Raw genomic sequence first — 20,298 nt, 5'->3', positions numbered from 1 at the left:
ATCCGGAGCCGGGCGAGCGGACAAGGGAGGAGGCGAGACCATCGAATCCCAGGCGCACTCTCCGGCTCCGTGAATCTTATTAATCGATAGGATCACGTGGGATCCTGTCTTGATATTCTTGATATTATTGTAGGCGCTTGAGTTCCTCAATCCGCTCCAGGACGAGGTCTCTCTTGGCCATATAGTCCTGCATCTTATTCCTTTCTTCTTCGACAATCTTCGCAGGCGCCTTCTTGACGAACCCTTCGTTGGCCAATTTCTTCTCGACGCGCTCCACCTCATAGTTGAGCACCGCCAACTCCTTCTCCAGGCGTTCGATTTCCTGGGAAATATCGATCAGCCCTGCCAGCGGCAAGAAAAGTTCTGCACCGCTGACCACCGCCGTCATCGCCTGCTCAGGATGCGCTGCCTGCATATCCATGACAAGAGACGATGTGCCGCAGAAGCGCTCGATGTAGACCGTGTTCTGCTGCAGGATGGACAGCGTTGCTTCATCAACAGGTTTGATGATCAGATCCACCTTCTTGCTCATCGGTACGTTGACTTCAGCGCGAATATTGCGCACGGCGCGAATCACGTTCATCAGCAGTTCCATCTGTTTGACCGCTTCCGGCGCTTCGCGGGACTCATCGACCTGCGGCCAAGGCGCAAGGGTGATCGTCACCCCTTCATGGGGCAGATGCTGCCAGATCTCCTCCGTCAAGAACGGCATGAACGGATGCAGGAGGCGCAGCGTCTGGTCAAGCACATAAGCAAGCACCGACTGCGTGGTTTTCTTCGCCTGTTCATCGTGCCCATAGAGGCTTAACTTCGAAAACTCGATATACCAATCGCACAGGTCATCCCAGATGAAATTATATAACAAGCGGCCGACTTCACCGAAGTCGTACTGATCCATCAGACGGGTGACATCGCGTATCGTCTCATTCAGGCGATGCAGGATCCACTGATCCGCTGTGCTGAGCGGTCCGCTCAGATCGATGTCGGATGCGCGGAACCCTTGCAGATTCATCAGCGCAAAGCGCGAAGCGTTCCAGATCTTATTCGCGAAGTTGCGCGCTTGCTCCACCCGCTCCCAGCGGAAACGCAGGTCCTGTCCCGGCGTGAGGCCCGTCGAAAGCATGAAGCGCATGGCATCAGCGCCGTACTTCTCGATGACTTCCAGCGGATCGACGCCGTTGCCGAGGGACTTGGACATCTTGCGGCCTTCCGCGTCCCGCACCAAGCCGTGGATCAGCACATCCTTGAACGGAATCTCTTCGGTGAATTCCAGCGCTGTGAAGATCATGCGCGCTACCCAGAAATAGATGATGTCATATCCGGTTACGAGGACATCCGTCGGGTAATAACGCTGCAGATCCTCCGTATCCTCCGGCCAGCCCATCGTCGAGAACGGCCACAGGGCAGAGCTGAACCAGGTGTCCAGCACGTCCTCATCCTGACGGACTTGGTTGGATCCGCAATGGCTGCAGGCGGTCACATCTTCACGCGATACGGTTACTTCGCCGCAGTCTTCGCAGTGCCATGCCGGGATGCGATGCCCCCACCACAGCTGACGCGAGATACACCAGTCGCGGACGTTCTCGATCCAGTTCAGGTAGATCTTCTCGAAGCGCTCCGGCACGAACTTGACGCCGCGTCCCGAATGCTGGGCTTCGATCGCTGCCTTCGCCAGCGGTTTCATCTTAACGAACCATTGCGTGGACAGATAGGGCTCTACCACGACTCCGGTCCGCTCGCTATGGCCAACTTGGTGAACATGTTCTTCGATCTTGATCAGAACGCCCTGCTTTTCCAGGTCTTTCACCAGCTGTTTGCGGCATTCGAAGCGGTCCATGCCTTGATAGCGGCCGGCGTTCTCGTTCATCTTGCCGCTCTCATCCATCACCAACACCTGCGGCAGGTTGTGGCGCAAGCCCACTTCGAAGTCGTTCGGATCATGGGCCGGGGTGATCTTCACCGCGCCGCTTCCGAACTCGGGGTCCACATACTCATCAGCGATGATCGGAATCTCACGGTCGACGATCGGCAGGATCAGCGTCTTGCCGATCAGATCCTTATATCGGGGATCCTCCGGGTGCACCGCTACCGCCGTATCTCCCAGCATCGTCTCCGGCCTTGTCGTCGCCACGGTGATCTTGCCGGAGCCGTCCTTCAGCGGATATTCAAGATGATAGAGACGACCTTGGACTTCCTTGTATTCGACCTCAATATCCGACAGCGCCGTGCGTGCAGCCGGGTCCCAGTTGATGATGTACTTGCCCCGGTAGATGAGGCCTTTCTCATACAAGCGGACGAATACTTCGCGCACGGCCCGCGACAGACCCTCATCCAGCGTAAACCGCTCCCGCGAGTAATCCAGCGAAAGCCCCATCTTCGCCCATTGCTGGCGGATGGTATCCGCATACTGCTCCTTCCAGGCCCATACCTGCTCGAGGAATTTCTCACGGCCGAGATCATAACGGCTCAACCCCTGTTCTTCACGCAGCTTCTGTTCCACCCTCGTCTGCGTGGCAATCCCCGCATGGTCGGTGCCGGGCAGCCACAGGGTATCATATCCCTGCATGCGCTTCATCCGCACCAGGATATCCTGCAGCGTGAAGTCCAGCGCATGTCCAATGTGCAGCATCCCCGTGACGTTCGGCGGCGGAATGACTACAGAGTACTTAGGCGCGTCCTTGCGCCTTCCAGCGGTGAAGAATTCATTGTCCATCCAGAATTTATACCATTTGGCCTCCGCATCGTGCGGATTGTAGGTCGTCGGCATCGAAACCGCTTGGTCCTGTTTCGCTTGGTCATTGAGTTCCATCGCTTAAGCAACCTCCCTATGTGAATACCCTATTAAAATACAAAAACCTTCCGTCACAAAGGACGAAAGGACACTTCCGCGGTACCACCTTTGTTCCGCGCACCTTAGAAAACACAGGCACGCGGCACTCTTACAGATAACGGCTGTATGGACCGGCTGGCAGCAGCGACTCCCGGGCGACTTCAGCGGTTACAATCCAACGGAACCTCTCAGCATCATGGTTCCGCTCTCTGGTTGGGTTCGCCGCTTACTACTCCCGTTCAACATCTTTGGCGATATGGATCTGTCGAATCTTATAAGCCTTTCATCAACAATATGATACCCGCCTTTATCAGCCTAGTCAATAATTAGCATAACCATTCTTCCGTCCCTCATAAGCTATAGAAGGATCTTTTTTCCTTCGCATGCATCATGTTGCATGGGTCGGTCTGCCGATGTTCGTAACCCTTCGCTCGGCAAATCTAACATTCTGTAGGAGGTGGACTCGTTGCAGAAGTTCTGGTTTCGCATCCGCTATACGGTGAAGACCGTGTGTTTTCCCTTAATCATCCTGCAATTCATTCGCACGTTGATCTTTCCGACGCCCTTCGATGTGCTGCTCTTATTCCTGCTGTTCCTCGTCTACGTAGGATTCCTTATGGAAGTATATTAACCAGCACGCAAAAATGCCCCAGCCGCTCTTCAGTGCTAGGGCACCATGCTTCCCAACGGTTACCCGTAAGTGGGAATATAGATAACTTGGCCTTCATATACCCGATCGGAATCGAGGCGATTATAGAGCACGATCTCCTTCGGATTTAGAGAATACCGCGAGGCGATCATATCCAGCGTCTCTTCTTTCTGCACGATGCACATCCGCACCTTGCTGAAGGGCTGTTCGTCCTGTTCCGACGAGAGCAGGAGATTCTTCCACTTGACCGCATTGTCCCGCGGTTCCTCCGCTGTTACAGGTTCTTCTGCTTGCTCGGCAGCTGCTTGGGCCTGTGCTTGCGCTTCTTCCGGCGCAGACTGGAGCAGGGATTTCACGCCTTGTACGGAGTCCGCCCAAGTATCCGCACCTTGCTTGTTGCTGCCGAAAGCGATCTTCATCTCCTGCTGCTCTTCCCTCTTCATAAGATCTTCGGAGTGACCCTCTTTCTCCGCCGGTTCTCCCAGCAGCTCTGCACTCGTCTTGTGTTCCGCATCCAGAGCTTGTTGGTCTTGCGGCGAGATAAGATCCGCTTCATCCTTCGTCTTCATATCGGACTTCGCATCAAACTTCAAGTCAGCCTGATTATCAGCCTTTGCCTCCACCTGCGGCTCTGCCTTCTCTTCCTTCATCTCCTGCACAACCTCATGCTCAGCCTTGCCCTTCTCCTCCTTCGCTTCCGCCTTTGCCGGCTCCTTCACCTTCTCCTCGATCACTTCCTTGGGCGCGGCAGGCTTGGTTTCCTTCAGTTCCTCGACGGGTTTGGCGGGTTTCTCGACGCGTCCTTCCTCCGTGCCATGAAGGAACGCCTGCTGCTTCTCCTCTCCGGCGCCTTCAGCAGTTGTGCCGTCGCCCGCTGCAGCCGGCGCAGCTGCTTGCGGAGTCTTCAGGCGGCCTGGTGCGGCCGCATCAAGCGGATCCAATCTCGATCCAGAAGCCGTAGAAGCAGCTTCCAGCGTCGACTGTTCCGCTCCAGCGCCGTGCTCTGGCCCCGCATGCGGAGATGACGCATCATACACCAAGATCGCTTCGCCGGAGGTTTGCCAGGTCTGCTCTGCAGAAGTATCGATCCCATTCAAAGAGATAACGCCGATAATATTCAAGCTTCTGTCAGAGATCACTTCGACATCGAAGTTCTCGATCTCGATGCCGATCTGATCCATGCGTTTGATCCGTTTGAGCGGCAATGTGATCTCTACGGGGATGCGATGGCTTAACGGCTGAGACCCGCTGTGCTCCCCGAGCCCTGCATATGTACCCGTCAGCAGGAGATCTCCGCTTAACACAGCTTGGTCATCATGGGTTTGCATCGTAATGCGCGGCAGAAGCTCTATATCCTCCAATTCACCGATTCCCGCTGCATCTTCGGACAGCGTCAGCCGTTCATAGATATCAAACCTGAGTCCTTTCGGTTGTTCAGACACGGGTCTGGCCTCCCTTCACCTTTCATAATCCCTATACCGGTCAACTGCATGTGTACGCTCAGCCGGTCTGTGACGGTTCAATCTATATATATGGGTGAACAAGGAGGACCATGCCTAACTTTTTTGTTTTTTTGCTGTCTGATCTTCGAACCCGTCGATTACATCTCATACGAACCAGGGGGCCGGTCCTTCAGCTCGACAACGAGATCCCGCAGCAGCTTGATGTATTGGGGGTCTTGGTTCAAAGAGCGCACCCGCTCGAAGTGAATGCCCAGCTTCGCCGCATGCTGCTTTGCTTCGATATCCAGGTCATACAGGATCTCCAGATGGTCGGACACGAAGCCGATCGGACAAGCGAGGATCTCCTTCACTCCTTGCTTCTGCAGATCCGTCATGACATCGAGGATGTCCGGCCCGAGCCACGGATCCGCCGTGCGGCCGGCGCTCTGCCAAGCGAACTGCCAGCGGGAGATGCCCGCATGATCAGCGATGAGACGCGAGGTCATAAGCAGCTGATCGACATACGGGTCATTCATCTCCAAGATCCTCTCAGGCAGGCTGTGTGCGGTGAACAGCACATGGACCCCGGTCTTCCCTCCTTCGAACTGCTCCAGACTTTCCGAGATCCGCTCCGTATAAGCTTCGATCAGCTCGGGACGGGTATGATAGCTCTTCACAAACCGCATGCGGATTCCCAGTCCCTCCGCCTTCTCAGCAGCCCGCTGGATATAAGAGCCGACGCTCATCACGGAATAATGAGGCGCAAGGACGACCCCGACGGCTTCATGAATGCTCGCATCGGCGATGCGCTGCACCCCGTCTTCGATGAAGGGGCTCGCATGTTTCAATCCTTGGAAGCAGACGTACTCACAGCCGTCATCCAGGGAATCCAGTGCCCGCTGCAGCTCAGCCACCTGCTTGTTCGTATGCTCTCGCAAGGGGAATACACCGCCTACGATGGTTTCATAACGCTCTGTCAGCTCCTGCAGCTCCTCCGCTGACGGCGGCCGGCCGCGGCGAATGTGCGTATAATAGGCCTCGATCTGATCCATGCTCTCCGGGGTTCCATATGACATCACCAACACCGCGATTTTCTTCTTCATAGACACCCTCTCTTCCTTAAAACCAATGTAAACAAACTGCCGGTTATTCTGAACCGCTGAGTATGCGGGCAGAATACTCATGCACATGCTCCGTCAAACGACGCAGGGAGTCCAGGGAAGCCTCCGGGAACAGCCCATGGCCGAGATTAAAGATATGCCCGTTTGCCGCAAGTCCCTGTTCGATGATCCCCTCCGCTGCTTCGCGAAGCACCTCGAAGGGAGCATTCACCAGGATGGGATCGAGATTGCCCTGCACGGCATAGGCGCCGCCCGTCCTTCTCCTGCCCTCTGCAATCGAAACGCGCCAGTCCAATCCGATCACATCGATCTCAAGATCCTGAAGGAACGGCAGAAGCTCACCGGAGGCCACGCCGGGATAATAGATCTTCGGCTGCGGCAGATCGCGAAGCGAAGTGAAGATCCGCTTGATCACAGGCAGCACATAGCGTTCATAATCCCATGGCGCGAGCGCGCCGGCCCAGCTGTCGAACAACTGCACCGCCTTCGCCCCGGCCTCGATCTGCGCGCGCAGGTACGCGCTGACCATCTCGCCCAGCTTCTCCATCAAGGAGAACCAAAGCTCAGGCGTACGGTACATCATCTGCTTCGTATGAAGATAATTCCTCGAAGGCCGTCCCTCGATCAGATAGCTGGCGAGGGTGAAGGGGGCACCGGCGAAGGTGATGAGCGGCACCTTAAGCTCCCGGTCCAGGATGCGGATCGTCTCCAAGATATGGGACAGATCCCCTTCGGCGTCGAAGGGTTTCAGACGCTCTATATCCTTCGCTGTGCGAATCGGCTGCTCGATCACAGGTCCGACATTGGGCACGATATCGAATGTCACGCCCAGGGATGCCACCGGATTCATGATATCGGAATAGAGAATCGCCGCATCGACGCCGAGCTTATGCACCGGCATCATCGTCACCTCGGCGGCCAGTTCCGGCTGGCGGCAGATCTCCAACAGGGAATACCGCTCCTTGATCTTGCGATAGTCCGGATCATAACGCCCTGCCTGACGCATATACCATACCGGTGTATAGCTCACCTTCTCGCGGCGGCAGGCACGCAAGAAAGTATCGTTGAATGATGAATGGGTTTGCATCTCCCCAACCTCCCTCACGTTAAGAAACCGTGCGGCGGTGCCTTAAGCCGTATGTCGGCACGCCGCGCCCTTAAGCTGGTTTACGATCCCGACGCTAGACGGCCCATGGCTTCGCGATGGGCCTCGATCGTTCGCTCGATGTGTTCATCGGTGTGAGCCGTGGACACGAACATCCCCTCGAACTGAGATGGAGCAAGATTGATGCCAAGATCAAGCATATGGCCGAAATACCTTGCGAACATCTCCAGATCGGAGGTGCGCGCCGAATCATAATCGACCACCGGCTGATCGGTGAAGAACGGACAGACCATCGAGCCGACGCGGTTGATCGTGCAGGGGATGCCGAATTCTTCGGCGTTGGCTCTAAAGCCCTCCTCCAGCCGCGCCGCCTTGCGCTCGAGTTCCTCATAGACTCCCGGCTCGCCAAGCAGTTTTAAGGTCGTGTATCCCGCTGCCATCGCCAGGGGATTGCCCGAAAGGGTGCCCGCTTGATAGATCGGACCGCTCGGCGCCACGTGTTCCATGATCTCGCGGCGGCCGCCGTAGGCGCCGACGGGAAGTCCGCCGCCGATGACCTTGCCGAGACAGGTCAAGTCCGGCATCACGCCGTACAAGCCCTGTGCGCTGTTCAAACCGACCCGGAATCCTGTCATCACTTCATCGAAGATGAGCAGACTGCCGTATCGCTTCGTGATCTCCCTCAGCCCTTCCAGGAAACCCGGCTGCGGCGGCACCACGCCCATATTGCCGGCGATCGGCTCGACGATGATGCAGGCGATGTCCTCTCCGAAACGTTCGAAAGCCAGCTTCACCGCCTCCAGATCGTTGTACGGCACCGTGATCGTATTAACCGCCGTGCTCTCGGGCACACCCGGGCTGTCAGGCAAACCCAATGTGGCCACGCCGGACCCCGCCTTGATCAGCAAGGAGTCAGAAGCGCCGTGATAGCTGCCTTCGAACTTGAGGATCTTGTTGCGCTTCGTGTAGCCCCTTGCCAGACGCAGCGCGCTCATCGTCGCTTCCGTGCCCGAGTTCACCATGCGCACCACCTCGATCGACGGCACACGCTCACATACGAGCTTGGCCATCTCCGTCTCGATCAGCGTCGGCGCGCCGAAGCTTGTCCCGCTGGCAGCCGTGCGCTGAATGCTGGCAACGACCTCCGGATGGGCATGGCCCAAGATCAAGGGGCCCCATGACATGACATAGTCGATGAACACATTGCCGTCGATGTCATGGATGATCGCCCCCTCGCCGCGTTCGACAAACACCGGCGTCAGTCCCACGGATTTAAAAGCGCGCACAGGGCTGTTCACGCCTCCGGGCAGCACCTTCTTCGCTTCCGCGAAGGCTTCGGCAGAACGAGTGCTGATGCGTCCTTTGTGATTCGCCATGTTCAATCCCACCTTATTGGTTATTCGTTCGTTTGCTGGGTTCATTCAAACCCGGATGCCGAGCAGCTGCAGCGGTTACGCCTCTTCCCGCAGCCACTTCGCCGCATCCTTCGCATGATACGTGATGATCAGATCGGCGCCCGCCCGCTTCATACCGAGCAGCATCTCGAGCACGATCTGCCGCTCATCAAGCCATCCCTGCATCGCAGCAGCCTTCACCATAGAATATTCAGCGCTGACGTTGTAAGCGACGAGGGGCAGCTGATGACGCTCTCTCAACTCCCGAAGCACGTCCAAGTAGGCAAGCGCCGGCTTCACCATGAGGAAATCCGTCCCTTCCTGAACATCCGCATCGGCCTCGCGCAGCGCTTCCCGCAAGTTCGCCGGATCCATCTGGTACGTCTTGCGGTCGCCGAACTGCGGCGCCGAATGGGCCGCATCGCGAAACGGGCCGTAGAAGGCTGAAGCATACTTCACCGAATAGGACATGATCGGCACATGGGTGTACCCTTCACGGTCCAGCGCTGCACGAATCGCTTGCACGAAGCCGTCCATCATGTTGGATGGCGCGATGATATCCGCCCCCGCCTTCGCCTGCGAGACCGCCGTCTGCGCGAGCAGCTCCAGGGAGCGATCATTGTCGATAACGGCGGAGCGACCGTCTGCAGCTGGCGCCACGATGCCGCAGTGACCGTGATCCGTGTACTGGCACAAACAAGTGTCGGCGATGACCAGCAGATCGGGGAAGTGCTCCTTGATCATCCGCGCCGCCCGCTGCACGATCCCTTGCTCATCATAAGCCGATGAACCGACGCTGTCCTTGTGATCCGGCACCCCGAATAGCAGCACCGCACGAATCCCTGCATCGTACGCCTCCTGCAATTCATCCTCTAAGAGATCCAGGGAATAGTGATAGACACCGGGCATCGAGGGAATCGGATGCTTCACGCCCGTCCCTTCGACGACAAACAACGGGTAGATCAGATCATCCACACGCAGATCCGTCTCGCGTACCAAACTGCGCAATGCGCTGCTGGAGCGAAGGCGGCGCATTCTTACTGCAGGAAACCCCATCCTGTCCTCACACCTTTCCAAATACTGAAGATATGTAATGAAGTAAGCGATGAATTCATCTTATCAACATTCAAGTTCCGGCGATTCCGCAGTTACTCCAACCTGTCTTCCTGCCATTCACATAAGGCCACGACGAGGGATTCAATGGTCGCTTCCCGCGCTGTCACGCTGACATGAAGACCGTGTTCCTTGGCCGCTGCTTCTGTCAGCGGTCCGATGCAGGCGATCTGGCAGCGGTTTGCTAGTTCACTGGGATCCTTCACGCCATGCTGACGTAAAGCCTCGATAAAATAATGCACCGAAGAAGAGCTGGCGAAGGTGATGACGTGCAGATCTCCCATGCGCAGCATATCGACGATCCAATCGGTGTGGCTTGCCATGGGAAGATTATCATATACATCAACGGCATCCGCTTCATATCCCGCGGCTCGCAGCGTTTCAGGCAGATAATCCCGCGCGATTGAGGAGCGGGGGATGAGGACCCGCTCCCCAGGCTGCAGCTTCTGCAGCAGCAATTCGGCCAAACCTTCCGCTTGATACAGATCCGGCAGTTCCTCGGCGACCAGCCCGTAACCCAGCAGCGCCTCCGCCGTCCTCGGCCCGACGGCGGCGATCCGGCCGCGGATCTGCCGGATATCCTGCCGTTTCTCGCGCACGCGTCTGAAGAAATACTCTACACCGTTTACGCTGGTGAAGACGAGCCAATCGTATGCCGCGAGGGATGCAATCGCCTCATCCAGCACTTGAAGCCGCGCTTCATCACGAATCGGGGCAAATTGCAGGACGGGAAAGGTCACGGCTTCGCCTCCGAGTTCTTCGATCCGCTTCGCCAGTTCGCTGGCCTGAGTGCGGGACCTCGTCACCAGGATGCGCTTGCCGAAGAGCGGCCGTTTCTCCGCCCAGAGCAGCTTATCTCGCAGCCGGACCACATCCCCGACGACGATGATTGCCGGCGGCAGAAACTTGGCTTCCCGAGCACGCTGTACGATATCCCCCAGGGTGCCGATCAGCGTCCGTTGTTCCGCTCTTGTCCCCCAGCGGATCAAGGCGACGGGCGTATCAGGGCTGCGACCGTGCCTCATCAGCTGCTCACAGATCACGTCCAAACGGGAGACGCCCATCAGGAAGATCAGCGTATCCGCCGCATGAGCCAGGAACTCCCAGTGAATCGCAGACTTCAGCTTCTCGGGGCTCTCATGGCCCGTGACGACATAGAAAGATGAGGCGTAATCACGATGGGTGACGGGGATGCCGGCATAAGCGGGCACCGCATAGATCGAGCTGATCCCCGGCACGATCTCATAATCGATGCCGTGCTCCGCCAAAACTTCCGCCTCTTCACCGCCGCGGCCGAAGACCATCGGATCGCCGCCCTTAAGCCGGACGACAACCTTGCCCTGCAGCGCGTGGTCGACGAGCAGTTGATTGATTTCCTCTTGTTTCAGAGTGTGTTTATTTTTCTTCTTGCCCGCATAGATCCGCTCCGCCGATTCTTTCACCTGCAGGAGCAGATTCGGACTCACCAGTCTGTCGTAGATGACGACATCCGCTTGCCGCAGGACTTCCAGGGCCTTCAGTGTGATCAGCTGCGGATCCCCCGGTCCTGCCCCCACTAGATAGACCTTCCCTCTCACTCTCATGATCCCCTAACTTCATGCAAAATCTCATCCGCACCTTGTGCGATCAGCTGTTCCGCTGCCTCCAGTCCGAGCTGCTGCGGGTCGCTGCCCATGCGTTCGCACTTCAACAGCCTGTTGCCGTCCCGTGTGCCGACCATGCTGATCAGCTTTAAGATCGGCTGGCCTTTCTCCTCGCCGACGATCTCCGCATAGGCGCCGAGCGGGATCTGGCACCCGCCGTTCAGCCGGCGCAGGAATGCCCGCTCAGCGGTGACAGCGAGTTCCGTCGCTCGATCATTGTATAAGCTGAGCAGCCTGCGCACCTCCTCATCATCCTCGCGGCATTCAAGACCGAGGGCACCTTGTCCTACAGCCGGAATGCAGTTCTCCGGCGAGAGGATATCGCTGATGCGCGATTCCCAGCCCATGCGTCTCAGGCCGGCGGCAGCCAGGACGATCGCATCGAAGCCTTCTTCCTCAAGTTTGCGGAGGCGTGTGTCGATATTGCCGCGAATCCATTCGATGCGAAGATCCGGACGCGCGGAAAGCAGCTGCGAACTGCGGCGCAGACTGCTTGTCCCCACTTTCGCCTGCTGCGGCAGCTCCGCGAAGGTCAGACCATCCCGCGCAACGAGACAATCCCGCGGATCCTCCCGCACCGGCACCGCACCGATGACGAGCCCTTCCGGAAGCTCAGACGGCATATCCTTCATGCTGTGTACGGCGATATCGATCTCGCCGTTTAGCATCGCCTGTTCGATCTCCTTCACGAATAATCCCTTGCCCCCGACCTTCGACAAGGTGACATCGAGGATGCGATCCCCCTTCGTGACGATCTTCTTGATCTCAAACTCCGCCTCGATCCCTTCATCTTCGCAGATACGCTGCAGATGTTCGATGACCTGCTGCGTCTGTGTCAGAGCCAGCGAGCTCTGTCTAGAGCCCACGACGATCTTCCTCATCGCTGATCACCTCCTGCTCTCTTCTTGCTGCTGTTCAGCTTCCGCTCCCGAAGCCCCATGGGTGCGCTCGGGAAGCGGCGCCGCCAGCATCTGTTCCAGCAATTCCTGGACCAGATCTTGCAGCTCCCCTTCCGGTTCTCTGCCCATATCCCGCTCTTTCAGCCAGTCGATCAGACGCCGGCGGTCGGCGATCCATCTCTTATACGATGCGTGCCTGATATGCTCATCCAGATCCAGCTCCTTCAGCCTTTGCCGAAGCTGCGCAAGCAGCCGGACAAAATCCTCATATCCCTCATCATACTGCTCTGCCAGCTCATCTCGGATCTTACGAGCTAACAGCGGTCCTGCACCGGAAGTTGAGACCGCGATCTGAAGCCCTCCGCGGCGCAGCACGGCTGGTACGTGGAAGGTAGAGCGCTGCGGATCAGCGGCGTCGTTCACCCAGATTCCTCGCTGCTCCGCCTCAGCACAAACAGCTGCATTCACCGCAGGATCATCCGTCGCGGCAAAGACAAGGACAGCGCCCTGCAGATCGCCTTCGCAGTAGGGGCGCAGCCGTACTTCGATCTTCCCTCTGGCATGCCATTCCCTAAGCCGTGCTGTAAGCTCGGGGCTGATGACGAGGACCTCCCCGCCGGCCTTAAGCAGCCCTTCCACCTTGCGCTCAGCGACTCGTCCGCCGCCGATGACACAGCACCTCCTGCCGCGTATGCGCAAGCTGATCGAATACATGCTCATACTCATGCTCATACTCATGCCCCTTCCCTGCCTCTCATCGCATCATCCGCCATCTTCAACTAACCGGTTACTTGTACCGGGTACTGCATCAACGGTATGCCCGCTGCCTGCTTCATATACAATCGCCCTGGGCTGCTGCGGCGTTTCGATAGACGCCCCTCAGGGTTCTATCGAAAACCTTCCTCAGCTGGCTCAGGGCGTGAGTTGAGATGATGATCTGCCTGGTCGCAAGCTGCAGCTAATTATGATCCCGCCAGCATTTCCTCAAAGGGATAAGCGATCTCTGCCTGACTGTCCCCCTGCTTCTTGGCTGGGGACAGCGGGCGGTCCGCACAGCCGGTCTCCCCGCGCCTTCTGCTATCCTGCTTACGATCGTCCAGCCGGTCTTCGAGGGCGAAGATCCTTGTGAAGATCTCCACCGCTTCATCGCCTTCCTCTTCTGCCGCCAGTTCTTTGAGCCGTGTGATGGGATCTTGCAGCATCTGGTTCACGATGCTTCTCGTCAGCTTATGAATCACCTTGCGCTGCCTGTCATCGAGTTCAGGGAGTTTGTTGTACAGGCTCTGCAGCGTCTCATCATGGATTGATCGGGACTTGTCCTGCAGCGCGCGAATGACCGGCCCGACATGCAAGGTCTTAAACCAGTATTCGTGTTCGCTGATCTCGCGCTCGATCATCGCTTCGATCTTCTCCGCTTCCCGGCGGCGCTGCTCGAGGTTGTCCTCAACGATGCCCTCCAGGTCATCGATATCATAGAGGTGCACGTTGGTCAGCTCAGCGATGGCAGGATCCAGATTGCGGGGCACGGAGATATCGATCATGAAGAGCGGACGCTCCTCCCTAAGCGGCATAGCCCCGGAGAGCTGTTCCTTCGTCAGTACCCACTTCTGGGCGCCGGTAGAGCAGATCAGGATATCGGTCTCCGCGATGCGTTCGGTGATCTCCTCCATAAGGCAGCTCTCCGCTGAGAATTTGGCGGCGAGTTCCTGGGCGCGTTCAAGAGTGCGGTTGGCGACGATGATCTTCTTCGCTCCGGCTGCCGCCAGGTGCTTGCCCGTCAGTTCTCCCATCTTACCGGCGCCGAGGATCAACACCGTTTTGTCCGTGAAGCTGCCCATGATCTTCTTCCCTAATTCAACGGCAGCATAGCTGATCGATACCGCTTGTTCTCCGATCGCTGTCTGCGTATGGGCGCGTTTGGCGAAGGCGAGCGCCTGCTGGAAGAGGTGATTGAAGATCTTGCTCGTCATCCCCAGTCTCTGGGCGGCGAAGAACGCTTCCCGCACCTGCCCCAGGATCTGCGTCTCGCCGATCACCATCGAATCCAGTCCGCAGGTCACGCGCAGCAGATGCTTCACAGCATCGCGGTCTTCATATATATAGAGATACTTCGCGAATTCCTTGCCCGGGATGCTGAACCATTCCTCTAAGAAAGTGCGGATATCATGGGCGCATATGTGCAAACGGCTGACCACCGCATAGACCTCCGTCCGGTTACAGGTTGCCACAATGACGCATTCCTGTATGTTCTTCGATTGTTTCAATTGTTGCAGCGCCTCGGCTAACTTCTCTTCCGTGACTGCAAACTTTTCACGGATCTCCACCGGCGCCGTACGATAATTCAACCCGACGACGATCGTGTGCAATGGGCTCACCCGCCTTGTGATGTATATCATTGATAAATTCGTTGCAAGTCTACTTTAGAATTAGTTTAATTTATTACGAAACCTATTATAGCATAACAACTTATAGATAAAAGTGAATATTGTATGACGAACAATGTGGCAAAGCGATGAACGACAACATCTCTATCGTTCACCTGCTTTTCCAACGTTATACATCATCGGCGGGCTTTGAGCACATGTAACAAGCGGTCATCCAGATCCCGCAGGAGTCCCCGTTCATATCGGTTCAACTTGCCCTGCTCCGTCATCAGCCCCGCGTAAACCCCTGCCAGTTCAGCCAGCAGCGGCTCTGCTTCCAGCAGAATCTCCCGCTCTTCTTCCTTCAGCGGTCGATCCCCGCCGATCTGCAGATGCAGCACATACTGCAAAAGCTCATCCAAGGATTCCAGGCGATCGACCTGTCCCGCTGGAAAACTGTTTGCAAACCGATCATGCACATAGGCGGCCGAATATACGGCGTTCTTCAAGGAATTCAGCTGCCCGCTGGTTCTGACTCCCTTCGCTTCACTCATGAACCGCGACATCATCTCGATCTGAAAATTAGCCGCTTCGAACAGCATCCGCGATGCGTTCTGGTGAGCTGCTTTGCCCGCATAGAGATCGACCAGTTGGTATACCCCCAGCACCGCCAGCAGCAGCGGAATCGTCCATATGAAGATGCGCCCGGCACGTTTTCTGCTTAACATACCGTTGTCCTCCTCTTGTCCGGATTGTCTCGTACATGCATATATGGACATTGTATGGGGGATCCGCGGCGGACATTCTTCTGCCTGCTTGTCCAAGCTGTTTCCGATTATCCCGTACATAATAGAAAAAGGCTGCCGCGATCGTCCTTGGGACAACCATCAACAGCCTGATTGTATTCTGTCCATGACCCTTCGTGTAAGATGCGTGTTACTTAATCAATTCCACCTTCTGCATGTCAGGTTCTTCTACCGTGATCTCGCCTAATCCGCGAACCAGCTTCTTCGCATAGGTCTTGCTGGGTTTCAGCACGGCGACCAGATGATCGACAGCGACTTGCGGATCCACCGTTTCCCCGCAGGTATAGCAATCGATCGCTGCAAATCCTTTCTCAGGATACGTATGGATGGAGAGATGACTTTCCGACAACATCACAAGCACCGAAGCGCCTTGTGGTTCGAATTGTCTTGCTTGTACGGATAGTACCGTAGCGCCTGAAGCTTCTGCAGCTTCAACCAACTGTGCTTGCAGCCATTCGGGATCGTTCAGCTTGTCAAATGGAACGCCCCAAGCATCAACAGCGACATGCCTTCCGAAAGTTGAGTATTCCACCTTCGGTTCCCCCTTCCTAGGAATAAAATGTTTGGAATTTCATCCGCTAGGACCTACGTCATTCACTTCTCGAGGGAATAATCTCTCGCAACACCCTATTTCCTGAGTGAATCCTGGTTCCTATTTGCCAACAGCATTAAAAATAACATCTATCGCACAGAAATGCAATAGTTTTTTCCGAAAACGTCAAGATTAGCAGGAATAATTCGCGAAAGAAGGGGATCAGCACGGTTTTTGCGGTTTGTTGCCCGCTGGATTCATCCGGCTCATGCTGTGCCGGGCAGCCAGGACACCGCTGGAATGGAACTACGGTACCTTATGCTCCGAAAAACTGTGAATATGAAAGTTCAACGGAACTACGATGCCTTATTCCACGTTTTCAGCTCAGCATCAGAACCAAAACATACGAATAATGCCCCGCAGTTCCGTGAGTTAGAACATCACGCCGTTCGTTCACAAATAAGTGCCTTCTGTTCCCTTGCCCTACGTAGCAACTAAACCAGCATCTTATGCTGCGGCATATGCTCACCTTATGCTGCGCAATAAGCTGCAGCAAGCGCTGCGTAAGCTGCGCTCCGGATGCTCTGCTGTGCCGCGCCGGTTCTCAAGCCTCCAATACGAACAACTGACGGGACAGATCCGCCAGTCTCTTATCCACATCAGCTGCATCGGAGCGATCGAGCGTCCTGCGTATGTCCAGCAGCCGATTAATCTCTTCCCTCAGCCGCTCGATATTCGCTTCCACATCGGTTCTGCGGAAAACGGCTTCGAGCTCTAAGAGATGATTGTTATAACTGTACACGACTCGTTCCGCGCCGCCCGCCCTTCGCTCGACGATACGAACAACCGTACCGCGTTCATACCAATATTCCATCGTGAAGTTCACGTACTGCCGATGTACAATGGCTGAACCGCGGAACTGCGAGATCGCCTGCCGCATCGCATTCGCCAAAGCCGGCTCATGAAAGCAGCACGAACCTTCGAAAACATAATGCTCTTGCTCCATCTCAAAGCTTAAGCGAACTTCCTGATCCTTCCCTTCTTCTAAGACGACAACATGACTGCCGTTATCGTAGACCCGCATGTGAATATCGATCCCATGCTTCTTGAACAACTGGACAAATTCCATCATTTCGGCTTCCGTTAAACGGATCTGGGTTTTGACATATGCTGTCGCTAACCGCTTAGCCATAAATATCCCTCAATTCCTTTGTTTCAAACACAAGGCTGCCTACATGAACTAACAACGCTAAGTATAAGTATACAATACCTTAGAAGCCCTTTGCTCGTGTTTCGCATGCGAAATTTTAGCAAATTACGGGATATTTCGTCTTCGGAAAGCTTTATGTGATCCGATCACGGTAAATGCTCTTGATTTGATGGAAAATGTTCAGTCTTGTGGTCCCGGCATAAGCGATTGCTGAATATACTCCCACAACTCCTCACGGCCTTGGCCCGTCTCCGCAGAGAAAGGGATGAGCATGGTATCCGAAGCAAGCTCCAGGTCCTGCCGAATCCGCTTTAAGTGGCTTGGGACCCGGCCCTTCGAGATCTTGTCCGCCTTCGTTGCAACGACGGCAGTGGGAATATCAAAGTGTTTCAGCCAATCGGCCATCATGCGGTCGTCGGCCGTCGGCGGATGGCGCAGATCCACGACGTGCAGCACAAGTTTGAGATACTCCCGGCCCAGGAGATAACCCTCGATCAGTTTTCCCCATTGCACACGCTGCGCTTTGGATACCTTGGCATACCCATAGCCGGGCAGGTCAACAAAATAGAATGCCTCATTGATGCGGTAATAGTTCAAAGTCTGCGTCTTGCCCGGTACAGAACTTGTTCTTGCCAGATTTCTGCGGTTGATCATGCGGTTGATCAGCGAAGACTTGCCGACATTGGAGCGCCCTGCTAGAGCAATCTCCGGCAGGGCATCCTTCGGCAATTGGTCGCGTTTGGCCGCGCTGATCACAAATTCAGCCTGTGTAATCTTCATATCAAATCCCACTCTCCACCGGTGCAGCACGATCGACGAGCGCATGATCCAGCACTTCGTCCATGTGACTGACCGTGATGAATTCCATATCATCACGCACGCTCTCCGGGATCTCCTCGAGATCCTTCTCATTCTCCTTCGGAAGCAGCACCTTCTTGATGCCGGCGCGATGGGCGGCCAGGGATTTCTCCTTCAGTCCGCCGATCGGCAGCACGCGGCCGCGCAGCGTTATCTCGCCGGTCATCGCCACATCCCTGCGCACAGGGATATTCGTCAGAGCAGAGATGAGCGCCGTGGCGATGGTGATTCCCGCCGAAGGACCGTCCTTCGGAATCGCTCCCTCCGGAATATGAATGTGAATATCATTCTTCTCATGGAAATCCGCATCGATCCGGAGCTCATGCGCCCGGGATCTCGTATAGCTGAATGCCGCCTGCGCCGATTCCTTCATCACATCGCCCAGCTTCCCCGTCAAGGTGAGTTTGCCTTTGCCGGGCACGATCGACACCTCGATGACGAGGGTATCGCCGCCGACCTCTGTCCAAGCAAGACCCGTCGCCGCACCGATCTGATCCTCTTCTTCAGCCAGACCGTAGCGGAACTTGACAGGCCCTAGGTAATCGGCCAGCTTATCCGCGGTGACTTCGATGCTCTCCGTCTCCTTAGCGACGATGCGCTTCGCCGTCTTCCGGCAGATCGCTGCGATCTGCTGCTCCAGGTTGCGCACGCCGGCTTCCCGCGTGTACTCCCGGATCACCTTCATCAAGGCTTCTTCATCCACGCTCAGCATCTCCGCATCCAAGCCGTGTTCTTTCATCTGTTTCGGGAGGAGATAGCGCTTCGCGATCTGCAGCTTCTCCAGCTCCGTATAACCTGGAATATACAGCACTTCCATCCGGTCTAGCAGCGGCCGCGGAATATTATGTACAGCGTTGGCCGTCGTGATGAACATCACCTTGGACAGATCGAAGGGTACCTCGATATAGTGATCGCTGAAGGCGTTGTTCTGTTCCGGGTCCAGCACCTCCAAGAGTGCTGCGGCCGGATCTCCCCGGAAGTCCGCAGCCATCTTGTCGATCTCATCGAGCAGCATGACGGGGTTATTGCTGCCGGCGTTCTTGATCCCCTGGATGATCCGTCCGGGCATCGCCCCGACATAGGTTCTGCGGTGGCCGCGAATCTCCGCTTCATCGCGAACGCCGCCAAGCGAGATGCGCACGAAATTACGCCCGAGAGAACGGGCAATAGAGCGGGCGATAGACGTCTTACCGACGCCCGGCGGACCTACAAAACAGAGGATGGGTCCTTTTAACTTCTTCACCAGCTGCTGCACAGCCAGGTACTCCAGCACGCGCTCCTTCGGCTTATCCAGTCCGTAGTGGTCTTCATTCAGCACGGCTTCAGCCTTTTTGAGATCGAGATCATCTTCCGTTGCATGATTCCACGGCAGACCGAGCAGCCAATCGATGTAGTTGCGGATGACGCTGCTCTCGGCGGAAGCCGCCGGTGTCCGCTCGAGGCGGTCGATTTCTTTTTCCACCTTCTCATGGACCTTCTCCGGCAGCTGGGCTTCCTTCAACTGGCTGCGCAATTCCTCAATCTCAAGACCGCGGCCTTCCTTCTCACCCAGCTCCTTCTGAATCGCCTTCATCTGCTCGCGCAGATAGTATTCCTTCTGGGTCTTCTCCATCTGCTTCTTCACGCGCTGCCCGATCTTGCGCTCTAACTCTAGTACTTCTTGTTCGTTGTTCAGTAGTTTTAAGAGATGTTCCAAGCGCTGGCGGACATCGACGATCTCAAGGATCTCCTGTTTGTCCTTGAGCTTCAGCGGCAAGTGACTGCAGATCACATCGGCCAGCCTGCCCGGTTCTTCGATATCCGAAACCGCCGCCAAGGTTTCTGGCGTGATCTTCTTCGACAGGCTGATATAGCTCTCGAACTGTTTCAGCACCGAACGCATCAAGGCGTCGATCTCCGGTTCCTGCGGATACGTCTCCGGAAGCTCCCGTACGATCACCTCATAGAAATGCGGATTATCCACAAAATCGATGATCTTCGCCCGCACGATCCCCTCGACGAGCACGCGGATCGTGCCGTTGGGCAGCTTCAACATCTGGCGAACCCGCGAGATCGTTCCTACCTTGTATATATCCTCCTGCTTGGGCTCCTCTATGCTTACTTCTGATTGAGAACTGAGCAGGATCAAATTCTCCTCAACCATCGCTTTCTCCAAGGCCTTGACGGAGCGCTCCCTGCCTACATCAAGATGGAGAACCATCGTTGGATAGACCAACAGACCCCTCAGCGGCAGCAGCGGCAGCCGCTTATCTTTACTTTTTAGCAGTCCCATCCTCCAGCACCTCCAAGTCAGCCTCTCCATACGATTCCTCTCTAGGACCTTTAATGTACTA

Annotated in this window: 16 protein-coding genes and 1 other annotated feature; of the genes, 1 reads left to right on the top strand and 15 read right to left on the bottom strand. The window is 56.1% G+C overall.

Features of this window, described 5'->3' with window-relative positions:
- Window positions 1–124 precede the first annotated feature (124 nt).
- Window positions 125–2,809, bottom strand: a complete 2,685-nt coding sequence (locus PRECH8_RS11790; protein WP_200967300.1) for a valine--tRNA ligase — start codon at window positions 2,807–2,809, stop codon at window positions 125–127.
- Between the two features lie 55 nt (window positions 2,810–2,864).
- Window positions 2,865–3,082 (bottom strand) — a binding site (T-box leader).
- A 214-nt stretch (window positions 3,083–3,296) separates the two neighbouring features.
- Here PRECH8_RS11790 and PRECH8_RS11785 point away from each other — a divergent pair.
- The gene (locus PRECH8_RS11785; RefSeq protein WP_200967299.1) at window positions 3,297–3,461 is read left to right on the top strand and encodes a YszA family small membrane protein; all 165 of its coding nucleotides are present in this window, start codon (window positions 3,297–3,299) and stop codon (window positions 3,459–3,461) included.
- Between the two features lie 59 nt (window positions 3,462–3,520).
- On the opposite strand, the gene PRECH8_RS11780 is transcribed toward PRECH8_RS11785, so the two are convergent.
- The 14 genes from PRECH8_RS11780 to lon all read right to left on the bottom strand — a co-directional run bounded on the left by PRECH8_RS11780 (window position 3,521) and on the right by lon (window position 20,237).
- The gene (locus tag PRECH8_RS11780) at window positions 3,521–4,921 is read right to left on the bottom strand and encodes a LysM peptidoglycan-binding domain-containing protein (RefSeq protein ID WP_200967298.1); all 1,401 of its coding nucleotides are present in this window, start codon (window positions 4,919–4,921) and stop codon (window positions 3,521–3,523) included.
- 158 nt (window positions 4,922–5,079) lie between these two features.
- Window positions 5,080–6,024: a ferrochelatase gene (gene hemH / locus PRECH8_RS11775; protein ID WP_200967297.1), complete on the bottom strand. Its 945-nt coding sequence runs from the start codon at window positions 6,022–6,024 to the stop codon at window positions 5,080–5,082.
- 43 nt (window positions 6,025–6,067) lie between these two features.
- Entirely contained in the window at window positions 6,068–7,129 is a 1,062-nt protein-coding gene (gene hemE, locus PRECH8_RS11770) for a uroporphyrinogen decarboxylase (protein WP_200967296.1), read from the bottom strand.
- Between the two features lie 80 nt (window positions 7,130–7,209).
- Window positions 7,210–8,523, bottom strand: coding sequence for a glutamate-1-semialdehyde 2,1-aminomutase (gene hemL / locus PRECH8_RS11765; protein ID WP_200967295.1), 1,314 nt, complete (start codon window positions 8,521–8,523; stop codon window positions 7,210–7,212).
- 75 nt (window positions 8,524–8,598) lie between these two features.
- Entirely contained in the window at window positions 8,599–9,597 is a 999-nt protein-coding gene (gene hemB / locus PRECH8_RS11760) for a porphobilinogen synthase (RefSeq protein ID WP_200967294.1), read from the bottom strand.
- A gap of 92 nt (window positions 9,598–9,689) precedes the next feature.
- Entirely contained in the window at window positions 9,690–11,231 is a 1,542-nt protein-coding gene (cobA, locus tag PRECH8_RS11755) for a uroporphyrinogen-III C-methyltransferase (RefSeq protein ID WP_200967325.1), read from the bottom strand.
- A gap of 2 nt (window positions 11,232–11,233) precedes the next feature.
- Complete coding sequence (gene hemC / locus PRECH8_RS11750) at window positions 11,234–12,178, bottom strand: hydroxymethylbilane synthase (RefSeq protein ID WP_200967293.1); 945 nt, start codon at window positions 12,176–12,178, stop codon at window positions 11,234–11,236.
- A 6-nt stretch (window positions 12,179–12,184) separates the two neighbouring features.
- The gene (locus PRECH8_RS11745; RefSeq protein ID WP_242457559.1) at window positions 12,185–12,922 is read right to left on the bottom strand and encodes a precorrin-2 dehydrogenase/sirohydrochlorin ferrochelatase family protein; all 738 of its coding nucleotides are present in this window, start codon (window positions 12,920–12,922) and stop codon (window positions 12,185–12,187) included.
- A 236-nt stretch (window positions 12,923–13,158) separates the two neighbouring features.
- Window positions 13,159–14,562 (bottom strand): glutamyl-tRNA reductase, encoded by a 1,404-nt coding sequence (gene hemA / locus PRECH8_RS11740; RefSeq protein ID WP_200967323.1) that lies wholly within the window; start codon window positions 14,560–14,562, stop codon window positions 13,159–13,161.
- Between the two features lie 194 nt (window positions 14,563–14,756).
- Window positions 14,757–15,287: a hypothetical protein gene (locus PRECH8_RS11735; RefSeq protein ID WP_200967292.1), complete on the bottom strand. Its 531-nt coding sequence runs from the start codon at window positions 15,285–15,287 to the stop codon at window positions 14,757–14,759.
- Between the two features lie 208 nt (window positions 15,288–15,495).
- Window positions 15,496–15,897: an adenosylmethionine decarboxylase gene (gene speD, locus PRECH8_RS11730; RefSeq protein WP_200967291.1), complete on the bottom strand. Its 402-nt coding sequence runs from the start codon at window positions 15,895–15,897 to the stop codon at window positions 15,496–15,498.
- Window positions 15,898–16,501: 604 nt separating this feature from the next.
- The gene (locus PRECH8_RS11725; protein ID WP_200967290.1) at window positions 16,502–17,089 is read right to left on the bottom strand and encodes a non-ribosomal peptide synthetase module; all 588 of its coding nucleotides are present in this window, start codon (window positions 17,087–17,089) and stop codon (window positions 16,502–16,504) included.
- Between the two features lie 198 nt (window positions 17,090–17,287).
- On the bottom strand, window positions 17,288–17,887 hold the full coding sequence (gene yihA / locus PRECH8_RS11720; protein ID WP_200967289.1) for a ribosome biogenesis GTP-binding protein YihA/YsxC: 600 nt from the start codon (window positions 17,885–17,887) through the stop codon (window positions 17,288–17,290).
- A 1-nt stretch (window position 17,888) separates the two neighbouring features.
- A complete protein-coding gene (gene lon / locus PRECH8_RS11715) occupies window positions 17,889–20,237 on the bottom strand; it encodes an endopeptidase La (RefSeq protein ID WP_200967288.1) in 2,349 nt (782 codons plus the stop codon).
- Window positions 20,238–20,298: the final 61 nt, after the last annotated feature.

Origin of the sequence: Insulibacter thermoxylanivorax (assembly GCF_015472005.1) — a bacterium.
Classification (GTDB): Bacteria; Bacillota; Bacilli; order Paenibacillales; family DA-C8; genus Insulibacter; species Insulibacter thermoxylanivorax.
This window is presented reverse-complemented; position numbering and strand designations above follow the sequence as displayed.